This window comes from Kingella sp. SNUBH-2017 (genome assembly GCF_028680565.1).
In the GTDB taxonomy this organism is placed as follows: domain Bacteria; phylum Pseudomonadota; class Gammaproteobacteria; order Burkholderiales; family Neisseriaceae; genus Kingella_D; species Kingella_D pumchi.
This window is the reverse complement of sequence record NZ_JAPHVK010000001.1, coordinates 411976-428816: the sequence shown is the minus strand read 5'-3', so window position 1 is coordinate 428816 and position 16841 is coordinate 411976. Positions and strand designations below refer to the sequence as shown.

General features: G+C 57.1%; 16 protein-coding genes and 1 pseudogene. 4 read left to right on the top strand and 13 right to left on the bottom strand.

The annotated features are described in order from the left end of the window. Positions 1 to 25 precede the first annotated feature (25 nt). Positions 26 to 583, bottom strand: coding sequence for a flavodoxin (locus OP500_RS02085; RefSeq protein WP_274070032.1), 558 nt, complete (start codon positions 581 to 583; stop codon positions 26 to 28). Positions 584 to 626: 43 nt separating this feature from the next. Next, on the bottom strand, positions 627 to 1631 hold the full coding sequence (locus OP500_RS02080) for an alpha/beta hydrolase (protein ID WP_238746016.1): 1005 nt from the start codon (positions 1629 to 1631) through the stop codon (positions 627 to 629). A 244-nt stretch (positions 1632 to 1875) separates the two neighbouring features. Between OP500_RS02080 and OP500_RS02075 the strand changes: the two genes are divergently transcribed. Continuing rightward, positions 1876 to 2121: a type II toxin-antitoxin system Phd/YefM family antitoxin gene (locus OP500_RS02075; RefSeq protein WP_238746018.1), complete on the top strand. Its 246-nt coding sequence runs from the start codon at positions 1876 to 1878 to the stop codon at positions 2119 to 2121. Continuing rightward, on the top strand, positions 2121 to 2546 hold the full coding sequence (locus OP500_RS02070; RefSeq protein WP_238746020.1) for a type II toxin-antitoxin system VapC family toxin: 426 nt from the start codon (positions 2121 to 2123) through the stop codon (positions 2544 to 2546). Before OP500_RS02075 ends, OP500_RS02070 begins: the two co-directional genes overlap by 1 nt. A 442-nt stretch (positions 2547 to 2988) precedes the next feature. On the opposite strand, the gene OP500_RS02065 is transcribed toward OP500_RS02070, so the two are convergent. The 7 genes and pseudogenes from OP500_RS02065 to lepA all read right to left on the bottom strand — a co-directional run bounded on the left by OP500_RS02065 (position 2989) and on the right by lepA (position 9962). After that, entirely contained in the window at positions 2989 to 3441 is a 453-nt protein-coding gene (locus OP500_RS02065; protein ID WP_238746022.1) for a hypothetical protein, read from the bottom strand. A gap of 310 nt (positions 3442 to 3751) precedes the next feature. Then, the gene (locus OP500_RS02060; protein ID WP_238746024.1) at positions 3752 to 4969 is read right to left on the bottom strand and encodes a RidA family protein; all 1218 of its coding nucleotides are present in this window, start codon (positions 4967 to 4969) and stop codon (positions 3752 to 3754) included. 27 nt (positions 4970 to 4996) lie between these two features. Continuing rightward, positions 4997 to 5488, bottom strand: a complete 492-nt coding sequence (locus OP500_RS02055; protein ID WP_238746025.1) for a CoA biosynthesis protein CoaBC — start codon at positions 5486 to 5488, stop codon at positions 4997 to 4999. A gap of 218 nt (positions 5489 to 5706) precedes the next feature. Next, entirely contained in the window at positions 5707 to 6750 is a 1044-nt protein-coding gene (lepB, locus tag OP500_RS02050; RefSeq protein WP_274070031.1) for a signal peptidase I, read from the bottom strand. A 23-nt stretch (positions 6751 to 6773) separates the two neighbouring features. Then, positions 6774 to 7345: pseudogene (locus tag OP500_RS11255) on the bottom strand (GTP pyrophosphokinase). Between the two features lie 108 nt (positions 7346 to 7453). Beyond that, entirely contained in the window at positions 7454 to 8116 is a 663-nt protein-coding gene (locus OP500_RS02035; RefSeq protein ID WP_274070029.1) for a hypothetical protein, read from the bottom strand. Positions 8117 to 8168: 52 nt separating this feature from the next. Further along, positions 8169 to 9962, bottom strand: a complete 1794-nt coding sequence (gene lepA, locus OP500_RS02030; protein WP_274070028.1) for a translation elongation factor 4 — start codon at positions 9960 to 9962, stop codon at positions 8169 to 8171. A 263-nt stretch (positions 9963 to 10225) separates the two neighbouring features. On the opposite strand from lepA, the gene serC reads away from it, so the two are divergent. Both serC and OP500_RS02020 read left to right on the top strand, forming a co-directional pair. Next, complete coding sequence (gene serC, locus OP500_RS02025) at positions 10226 to 11332, top strand: phosphoserine transaminase (RefSeq protein ID WP_238746035.1); 1107 nt, start codon at positions 10226 to 10228, stop codon at positions 11330 to 11332. Positions 11333 to 11491: 159 nt separating this feature from the next. Then, positions 11492 to 12073 (top strand): tetratricopeptide repeat protein, encoded by a 582-nt coding sequence (locus OP500_RS02020; protein WP_274070027.1) that lies wholly within the window; start codon positions 11492 to 11494, stop codon positions 12071 to 12073. 81 nt (positions 12074 to 12154) lie between these two features. Here OP500_RS02020 and yecR read toward each other — a convergent pair whose 3' ends face one another. The 4 genes from yecR to ppx form a co-directional block, all read right to left on the bottom strand. Beyond that, positions 12155 to 12484 carry a YecR family lipoprotein gene (yecR, locus tag OP500_RS02015; RefSeq protein ID WP_274070026.1) on the bottom strand — a complete coding sequence of 110 codons (330 nt, stop codon included), beginning with the start codon at positions 12482 to 12484 and terminating at the stop codon, positions 12155 to 12157. A gap of 325 nt (positions 12485 to 12809) precedes the next feature. Further along, positions 12810 to 13397, bottom strand: a complete 588-nt coding sequence (locus OP500_RS02010) for a cell division protein (RefSeq protein ID WP_274070025.1) — start codon at positions 13395 to 13397, stop codon at positions 12810 to 12812. Further along, positions 13394 to 15100, bottom strand: coding sequence for a biotin--[acetyl-CoA-carboxylase] ligase (locus OP500_RS02005; RefSeq protein ID WP_274070024.1), 1707 nt, complete (start codon positions 15098 to 15100; stop codon positions 13394 to 13396). Before OP500_RS02005 ends, OP500_RS02010 begins: the two co-directional genes overlap by 4 nt. A gap of 143 nt (positions 15101 to 15243) precedes the next feature. After that, entirely contained in the window at positions 15244 to 16737 is a 1494-nt protein-coding gene (gene ppx, locus OP500_RS02000; RefSeq protein WP_274070023.1) for an exopolyphosphatase, read from the bottom strand. Positions 16738 to 16841: the final 104 nt, after the last annotated feature.

Genomic DNA, 16841 nt, shown 5'->3' with positions numbered 1-16841 from the left:
GAAGACTGAGGCAGCCTGAAAACGTTTATTTGAGCTTTTGCAGCCAGCGGCGGATTTGGCTGCGTGTCTGCTGCACTTTTTCACCCTGCATCACAAACAAAATCCCGTCACGCTCTTTGCCGCCTTCGGTGGCATAGCCTTCAGCGACGCGGCAGTTGCGGCACAAACGGCGCAGTTCGTCAAAGCTACTGCCGATGCCGTAGCCCGCATTGGTGTTGAAGGGGATAACGGTTTTGCCACCGAAATCGTGGGCGGCGAGCAGGCTTTTTACGGGTGGCGGCAGGCGCATACCCCAAGTGGGGAAGCCGATAAAAATGCGGTCGTACTGCGCAGGGCTGATACGGGTTTTCAGCGGCGGCAGGTAGCCGCGTTCGTTTTCGCGCTGTACTTGTTCGACGGTGGCGCGATAATCGGCGGGATATGGGGTTTGCAGTTCGATGGCAACCAAATCGCCGCCCGTTTCCGATTGAATGATTTTGGCGACGGCTTCGGTGTTGTGACTGCGGCTTAGATAAACAATCAAATCCTTTCCCTGCGCGGGCATGGCGGCGAGCAGGGAAAGGGCAAGCAGGATGGATTTCATAACGGCTTTCTCGTTGGGCATTTCAGACAGCGTTTCAGGCTGCCTATTTCAAATTCTGCTTAAAAAACGCCCCCAGTTTATCGGCAATCTGCTTCACATATTCGGGCTTCCAATAGGTCTCGATATGCGTTGCGCCTTTGATTTTAAACAGCTCTTTGTTTTGCGTGCCCGTGGCGTTTTTGAACACTTCTTCGGTCATATACAGGGAATCCGCCTTGTCGCCCGCAATCATCAACAGCGGCTGGTTAATCAAATCCACATTGGTGTTCACATCAAATTCCATCAAATCGGCAAGGCTGGCAACGGTGGAATTAGTTTGCGAATTGGGGTGGAAGTGGCTTTGCGCGTAATACTCGTAGCCCTGGCGGTACAAATCCACTTTGATGGCGGCCACCTGCTCGGGGGTCATGCCCGCGCCAAAGGGCGGCGTGTAGGCGACTTCGCCCGTAGCTGCTTCTTTTTGACGCGCTTCGGCGGCTGCCTGCAAACGCTGTTGGATGGTGTCTTTTTGCGAGCGCATATAGCCGTTGCGCCGCGCGTCGCCCGTGTTAAACATGCTGATGGTTGCCACGGCTTTGAAGCGTTTGTCGGTCTGCGCGGCTTTGATGGAATAACCGCCGCCGCCGCAAATGCCGAGCAAGCCCAAATCATCGGCATCGGCGCCTTGATATTGGCTGATAAAGTCGGCGGCGGCGCGGATGTCTTCAATGCGGTTTTGCGGTTTATCGGTGTAGCGCGGACTGCCGCCGCTTGCGCCTTGGTAAGCGGCGTCAAAAGCGATGGTGATGTAGCCCTGCTCGGCAAGTTTTTGCGCATACAAGCCTGCGACCTGCTCTTTCACGCCGCCATTCGGATGGGCAACGACGATGGCGGGATATTTTTTCGCGGGGTCGTAATTGGCGGGCGTGTACACATTGGCGGCGACTTCAATGCCGGTGTGCTTTTGCGTGTATTTCACGGGGTGGATATTGACTTTGCCTTTCACGTTTTGCGTGATGGCGTGGTCGTAAGTCAGCGTGAAGGGATTGCTGCGGTAGTCTGCGGCCATGGTGTTTGCTCCGAATATAAAGTGTGCTGATAACAGCGGTGGATAAAAGGGTTTTCACGGATTTCACTGGGTTTGTCCTGCGTGTTGAATGGGAATGGGCGGATGATACGGGGTTTGTTGTTTGAGAAAAACGGGGGATTTCTGGTAACGGTTGTGAGAAAAATTCATCAAAGGCAGCCTGAAAACGCTTTTCCCAAACCGTGCTACAATGCTTGCACGTTGCTACAACCATCAGGAGACCATCATGCAAACCATCAGCAGCCGCGAATTTAACCAAAACGTTGCCAAAGCCAAAAACATGAGCGACACCGCGCCCGTGTGCATTACCGACCGCGGCGAACCGGCTTATGTGTTGATGAATTATGCGGCGTATCAGTCGCTGCAAGCGGGCAAACCGAGTTTGGCACAAAAATTGAGCGACCCCGAATCCGACTGGATTGAAGTGGAGTTCCCCCGCTGCCCCATCGTTCAGCGCGAGGTGGATTTCTGATGTATCTGCTGGATACCAATGTATTATCGGAAATCCGCAAAATCAGCCAGGGCAAAGCCCATCCCGCCGTGGCTGCGTGGGCGGAGCGCGTGGATTTTGACCGCTGCTACCTCAGCGTCATCACCCTGCTGGAAATCGAGCAGGGCATTTTGCGCGTGCGCCATCGCAGCGACGAAGCGCAGTTTGCGCGTTTGGAAAACTGGCTGGAAGGCACGGTACTGCCCACTTTCGACACGCGCATCCTGCCCGTTGACCGCCACACCGCCCGCGTCTGCGCCCGCCTGCACATCCCCGACCGCCGCCCCTACAACGACGCGCTGATTGCCGCCAGTGCCATCCGCCACGGTTTGACTTTGGTAACGCGCAACACGCGGGATTTTGCCGATTTGCAGGTGCCGCTGTTTAATCCGTTCGGCGAAATCTGATGCGTTTGTCTGCTGATGCCAAAGGCCGTCTGAAAAGCGGAAACCGGTTTTCAGACGGCCTTATGTTTGCATTTGGTTTTGGAAACGCACAAGGCAGCCTGAAAGTCTTGGGTAAGGTTCGCAAAGTTTGCCCAAACGACGTCATTACCGCACAGGCAGGAATCTTGCTTGGTATTGTGGCGATGCCTGAGCAAACAAGCCGATGTTTAAGCAGAAACAAGACTCCCGCCGACGCGGGGGTAGCACAGCGGACTTGCGTAAACTAATGACGGTGTTAGAAATTTTATGGTACAAGTGTTGGAGATTTGATGGACAGAGAACGCCGAACCGCCAGTTGCCAACACACCTTGTTCCGAGCCACACCGGCAACTATACGAACCGCCCGTGCGGCGGTGCGGCTGCCGGACGGGCGGGAACGGTGCGTTGACGTTTGGCGGGTTTTTCAGGCTGCCTGTGCGGTTTCGGCGGGGGATACCAAATCCAGATAGGTTTCGGCGCATTTGAAGCCGAAGCCGACGTAGGCGCGGTTGAGGGCTTCGTATTTGACGTCGGCTTCGGTGCGGCCGCCGCGGCTGAGGGCGGTGTTGAGATGGCCGAGGTGGGCGGCGGCGTGACCGATTTCGGCGAGGGCGAGGATGTAGGCGGTTTGGCCTTCGTCGAGGTCGCCGACTTCTTCGACCAGGTGGGACATAACGCGGAACCAGCGTTTGGTGCCCAGGTCGATGTCCAATTCGCCGGTGCCGAATTTGCGGTAGTCGGCCAGGGCGTTTTCGACTTGGAAGCGGGTGCGCGGGTGGATGGCGGGCTTGAGACTTTCGGCGTGGTCGATCACGCGGTTGTAGTAGTCGTAGAGTTCGTCGAGGGTGTAATCGGGGATGTCGTAAAGGCGGGTCATGTTTTGGGTTCCTTTTTTGGTAATGGGGCGAAGGCAGCCTGAAAATGTCGGCGGCGTTTCGCGGGACAAGCGGCTGCCGTTTCTCCCACTCTTGCGCTTGCTTGGGGGCGGATTGGGGAGGGGGTGGCATTTCGCAGAAATGCGGTGGCAGATATGGCTGCAATGCCAAGCGCCCCACCCCGACCCTCCCCCGCAAGCGGGAGAGGGTGCAGACGGCCGCCGGTGTTTTGCCTGTGGCAGATGCTGTTTTAAGCCGTCAGGCAGCCTGAAAGCCTTTTCAGGCTGCCTTTGGCTTTTTCAGGCTGTCTTTTCAGACGGCCTTGCGGATATGGGCGACGGCTTCGAGTTCGACCAGCAGATCGTCGCGGCAGACGTCGCCGATGGTGTAAACCACGGGTACGCCGGGGAGTTGGCGTTCGCACACGGCGCGCACGGTTTCGTAGTCGGCGGCGTGTTTGACGTAGGCGCGCACGGAGGCGAGTTCGCCCAGGGTGGCGCCGTAGCCGGGGAAGCCGGAGGCGGCGAAGTTGTCGGCGCTGATCAGGGTGGCGATGTTGAGCAGGGTTTCTTCGGTCTGCTTGGCGGTGTTGCCGATGTGTTGGGTTTCGGAGGCGGTGATGGAGGCGGTGCCGGAGATGTAAACGTCGGCGGTGTCGTCGTAGATAACGGCCATGGCGCGGGCGAATTTGGGGCTTTCGGGGCTGTAGTGGCGGGCGTAGTCGAAAGCGGGGGTTTGGCGCGGGTTTTCCAGCGGCAGGGTGTAAACGTCGCGGCGCTCGGTCAGGATGGCGGTGGTGCCCAGGGCGATGTCTTCGCCGCCCATGCCGATGCCGGTGGAGGCGGGGTAAACGTCGAAGGCGGGTTGGGTTTTCAGGCTGCTTTCAAGGAAACGGGTGTCGCCGAAGACGTCGGTGCGGGCGCGGTTGAGTTCTTTATAGCGCTGCTCATGGTCGGCGGCGCGGCTGTCGGGGGCGACGATGCTGCCCATGTAAAACCAGGTGCGGAACACTTGGTCGAGGCGGGCACCGCCTTGTTTGAGCAGGGCAAGGTTTTCTTCGAGCACGGCGCGGGTGTCGGCATAAGAATTTTCGCGCGGGGCGCGGCCGTTTTGGAAGGCGTCGGCGTGGGTGTGGACGAAGGTGATGCCGTTGTGGGACACGGTAGTCAGCTGCGGGCTGATGCGGCGCACTTGGGCATCGGCCACGGAAACGGCGGCGATCTCGGCGGTGAGCAGGCTGCCGTCGGCGGGGGCTTGGGCAACGTAGGCGGTCAGCGGCAGACTGTCGCCAAAGTTTTGTGCAAACAGCGCGGCCACTTCGTCTAGGCGTTCGGCGTCGCGCAGAAAGACGGTTTGGCGCACGATTTTGCGGCCGCTGCCTTTGAATTGGCGGCGGATTTGTTCGGCGATGTCTGCGGCCTGCGCGGCGTAAGTTTCGCCCCGTTGCGGCACGATTGCGGCGTAGGAATAAGGGGTGAAGCGCTCGGTTTCGTCGGCTTCAAAGTAGGTTTCCAGCGGTAAGGCGCTCATGATTTTCTCCTTGTGCGGCGGCAGTTTTCAGGCTGCCACGGCTTCGTCGTTAAAAGCAAAATTCGGTTTCAGGCTGCTGTCGGCCAGCGCCAGAAATTCATCGACGCCTTTGAAGGCAAAATTAACGTAGGCGGTTTGCAGCTTCACATATTCGGCATCGGCGCGGGTGCGGCCGCCGCGGCTGAGCGCCATGTTCACATGCCCCATATGCGAGGCGGCGTGCGCCACTTCGGCGGCGGCGAGAATGTAGGCAGACTGCGCGGGCGTCATGTCGCCCACTTCTTCGGCGAGCTTGGTGAGTTTTTTAAACCACAGCTTCGCGCCTTCGTCGGTGCCCAATTCGCCGGCAACGAAACGGCGCAGATGGCTGATGGCCTGGCGCACCGTCGGCAGCGCGCGTTTGTGGGCGAAGGCGGTATGCGCTTCGATAATGTCGATGCCTTGCGACAGGCGGCGGTAGAGTTCCGCAAGCGGCGTGCTGTCGGATACGGTGAACAGGATGTTTTTGCGGTGGGACATGGCACTTCTTCCTTTTGGTATTAAGCAGGCGGGCATCATAGCCGCTTAAAACCGCACCGACCAAGACCGTTTAATCATATTCTTTATGTTTTTAAAGCAATTAACTCTTATAACAAAAAAGCATAAAGCAGCCTGAAAGCCTAAAAACGGCGCACCGCAGGGCTTTGCGATACGCCGTTTTTGCTTTTCAGGCTGCTTTTTTTCTGTGCCGCAGCCGCTTATTTGATAACCGTGCCGATGCGGCTGGGTTCGCTGAAGTTGAGCCAGATAAAGAAGGCTTTGCCGACAATCAGGCTGTCGTCGATAAAGCCCCAGTAGCGGGAATCGGCGCTGTGGTCGCGGTTGTCGCCCATGGCGAAGTATTTGCCGGCGGGCACGGTGCAGGTGAAGCCGCTGTCGTCGGCTTCGTAAACGCAGTTTTGGTTTTGCTCGTCGACCTGGCCTTCGATGCCGTTTTGTGCGGCCAGGTTTTGGTAATAGCCCACGCCGTCCACTTTCACCGCGGCTTCGCCTTCTTTTTTCAGCACGTCGAAACGGCGGCCGGCAAAATCGGCGTGGTAGCGCTGGGTGTCGATTTGCTGCTGCGGATCGTTGTCGTCGGGGTAGGCGTAGCTGCCGTCGGGGGTATCGGTTTCAACAATATTGCCGTTTACCTTCAATACCTTGTCTTTATATTCGACGGTATCGCCGGGCAAACCGACGATGCGCTTGATAAAGTTGGTTTTCGGCTCGACGGGGTAGTTGAACACCACCACATCGCCGTGTTCGATTTTGCCGGTGGGAATCAGCACATTATTCAGAATCGGCATGCGCACGCCGTAGCTGAATTTGCTCACCAGCACAAAATCGCCCTTAACCAAGCCCGGGCGCATCGAGCTCGATGGGATGTTGAACGGCTCGGCAACAAAGGTGCGCAGCAGAAACACCACCAGGATAATCGGGAAAAAACCGCCCATATAGTCGCGAAAATGGTTGGCATCGGGCAGCGCGGCTTTTTCAGGCTGCCCTTTGCCGCGCACCAGCTTCGCCCACAGCCAGACGGCGCCAGTAAACATGGTAAAGGCCAACAGCACCGCGGTCAGGCTCCACTCCACCCACAGCGCGAGTATGCCGAACACGCCGATCATCATCAGCAGATAAGCCCATTGCAGGCCGTTGCCCCACTCGCCTTTTTCATTGCGCTCTTTGCTGCTGGCAAAGAACATCACGATGCCCGCTGCCAAGGCGGCTACGGCCAGATACACCAGTTTGCTTAATTCCATTGTTTTCCTTTAGTGATGGGTTTTCAGGCTGCCTGAACGAAGTGCCGTTTGTAGGCGATGTGGTTGCGGATGTTTTCGGCGGCATCTTTTTCGTCCCAGATTTGCAATTCCCACGGGTAGCAATCATTGGGTTCAAAATAAACGCACAAGCCGATGCAGCCGTTTCTGTCGCGCAGATACCAGTTTTTCAGGCTGTATCGGGTTTTCCAGTCGTCCAGCCGCTGCATGATTTCGGCGACGCTTGCCGATGGCAGAATCACGCGCGCGCCGAAGATGTCGTTCAGGATGTTGTTGACGGGATATTGGTTTTCGCGTTCGGTGTAGCGGCGGATTTTGTCGGCGATGCTTTCGGCGGTTTTAACGCGGTAGAAAAGTCTATGCCGCGCGTATCGGCGAATGCCAAGTAGTCGTTAATCGCTTCGTGCAGGTTGAGACGGTAGGACAAAATATGCTCGGTCGGCACATGGGCGAGCGTGCGGCTTAAATTGACTTTCGCCACTTTGCTGGTTTCAAAATAATCCTGCGAATATTGGGTATGGATGCGGTTGATTTCGCGGATTAGGCGTTCGGTTTTTTGGGTGGGGGATTCCGCCATACTTTTACCATTCGGATAACATAGAAACAAATTTTCCAATTTTTAGATAAGTAGCAAAGAAAAATATCAACATGTGCACAAAGCGTAATCAAAGCTATACAATTTCATTTAGCTATTGATTTTTTTAAGCAAATCATCAATTTTTCTACTCCCATTAATTTCTTTTTTAATGTAGTTCTTTATAGACCTTATTTTTTCTTGGTAAAGCATTAATGGTACTTGAACAATAACTTGAAATGCAACCATGAAAACAATAGCTAATAACGGGTTTTCTTCAATAAAATAAAGACCTATAAGTAAAGTAACAGAAATATAACTAACCCACAAAAAACAAATAAAAACCCTTCCAGTACGGAACTTAAGAAACCAAATTTTAATTCTTTCTTTCTTATTACTCGCAACATTCTTATTCTCAAGAAGTGGATAGTAAACGCTTCCCGTATTTACAATTACTTCATTATCATTTGTTTTTAATATTTTATATTGGACAAGCCATAGAATATGATTAAGCTCTTCAAAATCTATTTTTTTATTTTTTAAAATAAAAGAAATTTCTCTAAATTTAAATCGCCTTAAAAAAGATACTGTTTTACATGCCATATCCCCGATATACGGCGGCTCTTTTTCTAGCTCTTTAATTTTTTCAATAGAGAAATATTTGTAAATTTGTTCTAAATTATTAGATGCCTTTTTCAATAAAACTTCTTGAACCCCCCTGTATATACCATAAACGCTGGATACTGCTGCAATTATTTTAAATATTATTTCCATAAAATCTTTGTGATGAAAAAGTTCGATTCAATAATGTAAATATTCCTACCCGCTACTTCTCCCCAATCTCCAAAATCGCCAAAAACGCTGATTGCGGAATCTCCACATTCCCCACCTGTTTCATGCGTTTTTTGCCTGCCTTTTGTTTTTCCAACAGTTTTTTCTTACGCGTAATGTCGCCGCCGTAGCATTTGGCGAGTACGTTTTTGCGCAGGGCTTTGACGTTTTCGCGGGCGATAATCTGCCCGCCGATGGCAGCCTGCACGGCGATGTCGAACATTTGGCGCGGGATCAGTTCGCGCATTTTGCTGGCGAGTTCGCGGCCGCGCTGCACGGCGGTTTGGCGGTGCACAATCAGGCTGAGTGCGTCCACTTTGTCGCCGTTTACCATAATGTCCAGCTTCACCAAGTCGGCGGGCTGAAATTCTTTGAACTCATAGTCTAGCGAGGCATAGCCGCGCGAGGTAGATTTGAGTTTGTCAAAAAAGTCCATCACCACTTCGTTCATCGGCAGGTCGTAAGTGAGCATCACCTGCCGCCCGAGGTACTGCATATTGCGCTGCACGCCGCGTTTTTGGTTGCACAGGGTCATCACGTTGCCCACATAATCCTGCGGCACGAGGATGGTGGCGGTGATAATCGGCTCCATAATGGTTTCCACCGTGCCGATGTCGGGCAGTTTGGACGGGTTTTCCACGTCAATTTTTTCGCCGCTTTTCAGGATCACTTCATACACCACGGTGGGCGCGGTGGTAATCAAATCCATGTCAAACTCGCGTTCCAGCCGCTCTTGCACGATTTCCAAGTGCAGCAAGCCCAAGAAGCCGCAGCGGAAGCCGAAGCCCAGCGCCTGCGATACTTCGGGTTCAAATTTCAGCGAAGCATCGTTTAATTGCAATTTTTCCAGCGCATCGCGCAGGGCTTCGTAATCGTGGCTTTCCACGGGGTACAAGCCCGCAAACACTTGGCTTTGCACTTCTTTAAAGCCTGCCAGCGGCTCGGCGGCGGGGTTGTTGGCAAGAGTAACGGTGTCGCCCACTTTCGCCTGTCCCAACTCTTTCACACCAGTAATCAAAAAGCCCACTTCGCCCGCTTTGAGTTCTTGTTTTTGCACGGATTTTGGCGTGAACACGCCGAGCTGCTCCACCTGCGATTCGGCTTTGGTGGACATAAACTGCACTTTGTCTTTCAGTTTCAGGCTGCCGTTTTTGATGCGGATCAGCATCACCACGCCCACATAATTATCAAACCACGAATCGATAATCACGGCTTGCAGCGGCGCATCGGCATCGCCTTCGGGCGCGGGGATTTTGGCGACGATTTCTTCCAGCACGTCTTCCACGCCCAGCCCGCTTTTGGCGGAGCAGGTTACCGCGCCCACGGCATCAATGCCGATGATGTCTTCGATTTCCTGCGCCACGCGGTCGGGGTCGGCGGCGGGCAGGTCGATTTTGTTCAGCACGGGTACGACTTCCACGCCCAAATCGATGGCGGTGTAGCAGTTGGCAACGGTTTGCGCTTCCACGCCCTGCGACGCGTCCACCACCAGCAGCGCGCCTTCGCAGGCGGACAGGCTGCGCGAGACTTCGTAGGAAAAGTCCACGTGTCCGGGGGTGTCAATCAAATTCAGCAGATAGGTTTCGCCGTTTTTGGCTTTGTAGTGGAGCGCGGCGGTTTGGGCTTTGATGGTAATGCCGCGCTCTTTTTCAATGTCCATGCTGTCCAGCACTTGCGAACTCATTTCGCGGTTTTCCAGCCCGCCGCAGTATTGGATAAAGCGGTCGGCAAGGGTGGATTTTCCGTGGTCGATGTGGGCGATGATGGAGAAGTTGCGGATGTTTTTCATAGCGAAAATCGGTTTTCAGGCAGCCTGAAAAGACATAAAAACCGCGCATTTTAGCCCAAAAGCGCGCATCGGGTAGGGCGATTTCGCAGGCGGGCTGATAAAAGCGCGCCGCCGCCTAGGCGCGCCACTTGCGAAAGCCGGCGGCGCGGGCATAAAATGCGTTCCGACAAGAACCTGTACCCATACCGACTAACCCCTTTTCAGGCAGCCTGAAAACCCTTTCAGGCTGCCTGAAACGATGCTTGCTTAGGAACACCCACACCATGCGCAACACGCCCATCTACAACTTCTCCGCCGGCCCCGCCACCCTGCCCGAGTCGGTACTGCGCACCGCGCAAAGCGAGATGTTCGACTACAACGGCACCGGCTTTTCGGTGATGACCATGAGCCACCGCTCCGATGCCTTTATGAGCATTCTCTACCATGCCGAACAAGACCTGCGCCAGCTGCTGGCCATTCCCGACAACTACAAAGTGCTGTTTTTGCAGGGCGGCGCCAGCGCCCAGTTCAATATGTCGGTGATGAACCTGGCCAACGGCTTCAAGCGCGTCGATTCGGTGGTAACCGGCCAATGGAGCCGCATCGCCCACGAGCAGATGGGCAAACTTTCCGACGTCGAAATCCATCTGGCCGCGCACGGCGGCGAACGCTACCAGTTCAACAACCTGCCGCCGGTTTCTTCATGGGACATCTCGCCCGATTCGGCCTTCGTCCATTTTGTAATCAACGAAACCGTGCACGGTCTGCAATACCGCGAAGTGCCCAAACTGGCCGACAATATGCCGCCACTGGTGTGCGATATGTCCAGCGAAATCCTTTCCCGCCGTATCAACGTCTCCGACTTCGGCATGATTTACGCCGGCGCGCAGAAAAACATCGGCCCCTCCGGCGCCACCATCGTCATCATCCGCGAAGATTTGCTCGAGCGCTGCTCCGACCGCGTGCCCGACGTATGGAACTACAAATCCCACGTCCAGCGCCAGGGCATGTACAACACCCCATCCACCTACCCCATCTACATTTCCGGCCTGGTGTTCCGCTGGCTGCAGTCGCAAGGCGGCGTTGCCCAGATGGAAACCATCAACACCCTCAAAGCCAAAACCCTGTACGACGCCATCGATTCCAGCGGCGGTTTCTACATCAACAACGTCGATCCCGCCGCCCGCTCGAAAATGAACGTAATCTTCACCACCGGCAATAAGGAATTAGACGAACTTTTCGCCCAAGAATCCACCACCCGTGGCCTGCAGCTGCTGCGCGGCTACAAATCGATGGGCGGCATGCGCGCCAGCATCTACAACGCCATGCCGCTGCAAGGCGTCGAAGCCCTGATTAACTTTATGCGCGAGTTCCAGCGCCGCTACGGCTAAACCGTCCGGCTTTTCAGGCTGCCTGAAGCCGGCAAACCGCCAAGCAGCCTGAAAAACGCAACAGCAAAGTCCAAACGCCCGCCAAAGTTTTCAGGCTGCCTTAAACCTTCAGGCAGCCTGAAAAACATCTCCCACCATCCGACCAAACAAGGAGTGCCCGTGAACATCCGCCCTGCCGCCCTGCTGCTGGCCGCCCTGCTTGCCCACAGCGCCTACGCCGCGCCCGCCGCCCAAAGCCGGCAGTCCGCCCTTGATGCCGCCACCGCCGCCTACCAGAAAGAAGACTACCAAACCGCCATGCGCCTGCTCAAACCGCTGGCCGAACGCGGCGACGCGCTGGCGCAGGTCAATGTCGCCACCCTGTATCAAGACGGCCTCGGCGTACCGGTCAATCCCGCCGCAGCCTTCAAGTGGTACCAGAAAGCCGCCCGCCAAGGCCACCCCGAAGCACAGTTTATGCTCGGTTTCGATTACAGCGAAGGCATCGGCACCGCCCAAAACTACGAACAGGCCGTGTACTGGTACGCCAAAGCCGCCGCCCAAGGCCACGCCGAAGCACAAAACAACCTTGCCGCCCGCTACGCCACCGGCACCGGCGTCAAACAAAACATCGCCACCGCCAAATACTGGTATGCCAAAGCCGCCGCCCAAGGCAACGACAGCGCCCGCCGCACCCTTGCCGGCTTGGAAGAGCGCTTTCGCAGCGCATCCGAGCCGGCCGCAGCGCCGGCCAAACGCTAAATCCGCGCAGCAAAGCAGCCTAAAAACCAAATTTTAGCTTTCAGGCTGCTTTTCATTGAAATAAATTTAAATTCAATATAATTAATTTGAAATTTCCGATTTTAAATCAACACACTGATATTTAATCGTGATATGTGAAAGCATACAGCCGCTCATTCCTCCATAGGCATTACATTGAGAAGTTATACCGCCAAATTTTTCCGCTTTTGTATAACCCCACGCCTGGCACCTTTTTAAGGCTTTTCGCAATGCTTCGTTTTCATCAATGATTGGTCTCTGCATTTCTCTAATATCAAACCCTAATTCAACGATACCATCAGCCTTGCTACCACCTGTTGGCTCAGGACTAACATGAACAGCACACGATGCCAGAATCAGAACCAAAGATGCAATTAATATATTTTTCATCATTTAACTCACCACAATTTTACAAAAGAAAAAAGAAACAAACGAATTTTGCCTATTTCTTAACAAAATGTCAATTTGTTATGGAACCTGTTGTGTACTCTATTACCAAATTGTTTTCCAACAGATCTAATGCCCGTATGCCATGCTTTGCGTAGGGTGCGCCCCGCGCACCGAAACCAAGAAACCGCCGCGCTGCCGAGATACCGTGCGGCAAAACGGCAGAACGATATACGGTGAATGGTGCGCGGTACGCACCCTAGCCGTCAAAAAAGCAGCCTGAAAACCATAAATTTGGTTTTCAGGCTGCTTTTTGCCTTGGCGGCAATATTTAACGGCAGGGGCTGCGGCTTAAACTGCCGTAGCGGCCGACGATGCCCTGCAGGGCGGCGGCATCTTCGTCGCTTACCGACATAAACAGCACGTTCATGCGGGCGGAGCTTTGGCTGTTACCCTCGCCGCCGCCTTCGACCACTTGGCGGGTGGCGGCGTGCGGGAAGCGGCCGAGCAGGCCTTTGATGCGGTGGTAGTCGTCTTCCGGCAAGCTGACGCGGGCGGAGCAGGGGCGGTGCTGGCTGCCCTGGCGGACTTCGCCTTCGGCCTGTTTCTGAGCGCGCGGCTGCTGGGCTTTGCCCTCGCGCGGCAGCATCACTACCGGACGGCGCGGCTGGTTGGGCAGGATGTAGTTTTTGTTCTGGCCGCCGCCGTAGGCGCCCTGGTTGTTGTTCGCCTGCTGCTGGCTGCCGCTGCTGCCGGTGTTGATGATGATCTGCGGCTGTTGCTGCTGCGGTTGCGGCGGCGCCACAGGCGTGGAAACCGCCTGCTGGGCGGCGGTGTGGCGCTTGAGCATTTTGCCGCCGAGCATGCCGGCAAAAACAATCAGATTAAGGGCCACTAGGGTGGCAAACAGCCATTTCATGCGTTTTCTATCCAGTTGAGCAGTCCGAAAATCACGAGATTATCTACAATTTTGACTTGCTTGTCTAAAGTAAATGCCGCCGGCAGCGCCGCGGCGACCTTGGCTGCGCCGCCGCCGGTAATCAAAACGTCCACCGCGCCGCTGCTGCGTGATGCCAGCCGCGCGTGCATCAGCATCAGCGCGCCGCATACCGCATCGATCATGCCGGTGGCGATGGCGTTGGCGGTGGTGGTGGGAAAGGGGTAGTGCTGGCCGTCGGAGCGGCCGAGACGGTCGGTTTTGCGGCAGAGCGCTTCTTTCATCAGGTAAAAGCCGGGCATGATGCTGCCGCCCAAGTAGTGGTTGTCGGCGGTGAGCGCGTCGATGGTAACGGCGGTGCCGCAGCTGACGATGACGCAGGCGCGGTCGGTGAAACGGCGGCTGCCCAGCGCGTTGAACCAGCGGTCGGGGCCGTGTTCTTCGGGGCGGCGGTAGTGGTTGGTGATGCCCAGCGCGCGCGGCATCGACGGCAGCCATTCCACCGGCAGGCCGACGGCGCGGGCGGCGGCATCGCGCTTGTCTTCGCCGCACACCGCCGAGCCGACGATTTTTTCAATGTCTGCGCCGCGCTCCTGCCATTCGCGCTCCAGTTGCGATAAATCGCGGTAGGGCGCGTGGCCGCTGTGGACGATGCGGCCGTTGCGCACCCACGCCCATTTGAGCCGGCTGTTGCCGCCGTCCAGCAGCAGGCATTGCTGCGGCTTGGCCGGTGCGGCAGCCTGAACCAGCTGCTCCGGCCGGCGCAGGCTGATTTCGCCGCTGTGCACCAGCATTTCGCCACCCTGCTCCGGCTCCAGCCGCAGCGCGCCGTCGGCGGCAATGCCCAGCACCCTGCCCTGCGCCACCGTTTCGCCTTCGCGCAGCAGGCAGACTTCGCGGTTTTGGTCGCGGTGGACGGCCTCGTAGGCAGCCTGAAAAGGCTCGAAACCTTTGGCGGCAAAGCCTTCCAGCGCCCGATCCAATTCGTCGAGCAAACGGTCGGCCAGCGCGACGGCGGTAATTTTTTTGCCCGCCAGTGCCTGCACCGAAGCGGCGTTTGCCACTTCCTTGGGCAGCACGAAATTGATGCCGATGCCGATAACGGCGTGGGTCAGGCCGTCGCGGCGCACGCTTTCGATCAGGATGCCGCCGAGTTTGTCGGTGCCGGACACCAAGTCGTTCGGCCATTTGATGGCGGCGGGGCAGCCCAGCGACGCCAGCGCGCGCGCGCAGGCCAGTGCCACCAGCGGCGCCAGCGCGCCCAGTTCCGCCTGCGTGCGTGCAAAGGTCCAGCCGATGCTGAAGGTCAGGCATTCGCCCATGCGGCTCTGCCACGCCCTGCCCTGGCGGCCGCGGCCGCTGCGCTGGTGGTGGGCGGCGACGAAACGGCGGTGGATGTCGCCGCCGGCGCGCACCGCCGCCAGCAATTCGTCGTTGGTCGAAGCGGTTTCTTCGAGCACGGCAGCCTGAAAACGCGGATGGCGGTAGTTTTCCGGCAGCAGCGCCAGCGGCCGCACCAGATGCCAGAAGCCGTCTCGCTGGCGCAGCAGCCCGCGCAGGTGCGCCGGTGCCTGCTGCCACAGCGCGTTGAGCGAAGCGGGCGCATGGCCGGCGGCGCGCGCCAGCTCGGTAACGTGGCGCGGTTCGCCGTCGGCCAGCGCGGCAAGCATTTGGGACAAAGACATCGCAAACCTTTCAGGCAGCCTGAAAAAAACGGCGGATTTTACCCCATCCCGCCGCCGGCGGCGAAATGGCGGGGCGATACGCGGCAAAAAAGCAGCCTGAAAAGCGGTCTGCGCCGGCGCAAACGGTTTTCAGGCTGCTTTTTTCAGATGCCTTCGACGACAAACTCGCGACCGGCGCGCTGCCATTGTTCGCATTCCTGCGCCAGCGCGGCGGCGGTGAGCGGGTTGTGGGCGAGCCAGCTTTGCGGGATTTTCAGGCTGCCGCTGCCGTCGCTGCCGCAGCGCAGCGCGGTGGATTCGGGCAGCTCCAGCGGCAGGCGGGCGCGGCAGAACAGCACCGCCAGCCGCAGGGCGAGCACGGCGTTCCACAGCATGGCGTCGCCGCTGCCGATGCTGTCGGTCATTTTTTTCAAATCGCCGCGCTGGCCGAGCACCAGCGTGGACAGCAATTCCTGCTCGGAGCGGGAAAAGCCGGGCATGTCGGCCTGGGCGAGAATGTAGGCGCCGTGCTTGTGGTAGGCGGTATGGGCGATGTCGGTGCCGATTTCGTGCAGCATCGCCGCCCAGCGCAGGTATTCGCTCCAGCGGGCGACTTCGGCGGTGGCGGCGCGCTGGGCCAGGCTGTGCAGAAACAGGCCGGCGATTTTCGCCACGCGGGCGGCTTGGTTTTTGCTGACGTGGTAGCGCTCTTGGAAGCGCACGGCGGTTTCTTCGCGCAAATCCTGCTCAAGGCCGCGGCCGATAAAGTCGTAAAACACGCCGTCGCGCAGGGCGGCTTCGGTGAACTTCATCGAACGGACTTCCAGCTCTTCAAACACCGCCATCATTACCGCCAGCCCTCCGGCAAACACTTCGACGCGCTCGCTTTTGAGCCCTTTGAGCCGGGCTTTTTTCACGCTGCCGGCGTCGATGATTTTTTCGGCGGTTTTGCGCATTGCTTCCAGCGTGATTTCTTCGCCCCAGCCCTGTTCGGCAATCACGCTGCAGATGGATTTGGCGCTGCCGGACGTGCCCAGCGCCACGTCCCAGCCGCTGCGGCGGTAGTTTTTGCTGATGCGCTGGATTTCGCTGCGGGCGGCATTGATGGCAGCCTGAAAGTTTTTGGCGGCGGCTTTGCCGTCGAAAAAGCGCAGCGAATAGGTTACGCAGCCCAAAGGCAGGCTTTCGGTCTGCTCGGGGGACAGGCCGCGGCCGATGATGAATTCGGTGGAACCGCCGCCGATATCGACCACCAGCATTTTGTTGCCGCCGGCCGGATAGGTGTGCACCACGCCGGCGTAAATCAGCCGCGCTTCTTCGCGGCCGGCGATCACTTCGATGGGAAAGCCCAGCGCACGCTCGGCTTCGGGCAGAAAGTCGGCGATGTTTTTGGCAACGCGGAAGGTGTTGGTGGCCACCGCCCGCACCTGCTCGGGTTCGAAGCCGCGCAGGCGCTCGCCAAACTGCGCCAGACATTCCAGCGCCCGCTGCCGCGAGCTGTGGTCCAGGTTTTTCTGGCTGTCCAGGCCGGCGGCCAGCCGCACCATCTGTTTGATGTTTTCGATGATTTGCAGCTGGCCGTTGTGGTTTTGGCAGATCTGCAGGCGGAAGCTGTTGGAACCCAAATCGACAACGGCAAGCGTGGGAAGCGTATTCATATCGGTCGCGGCGGTAAAAAAGCGGGCATCTTAGGGCATCGCGCCGATTCCGACAATCCGCCTGCCCCAGCGGCGCTTTCAGGCTGCCTGCACGGCTGGCGGCC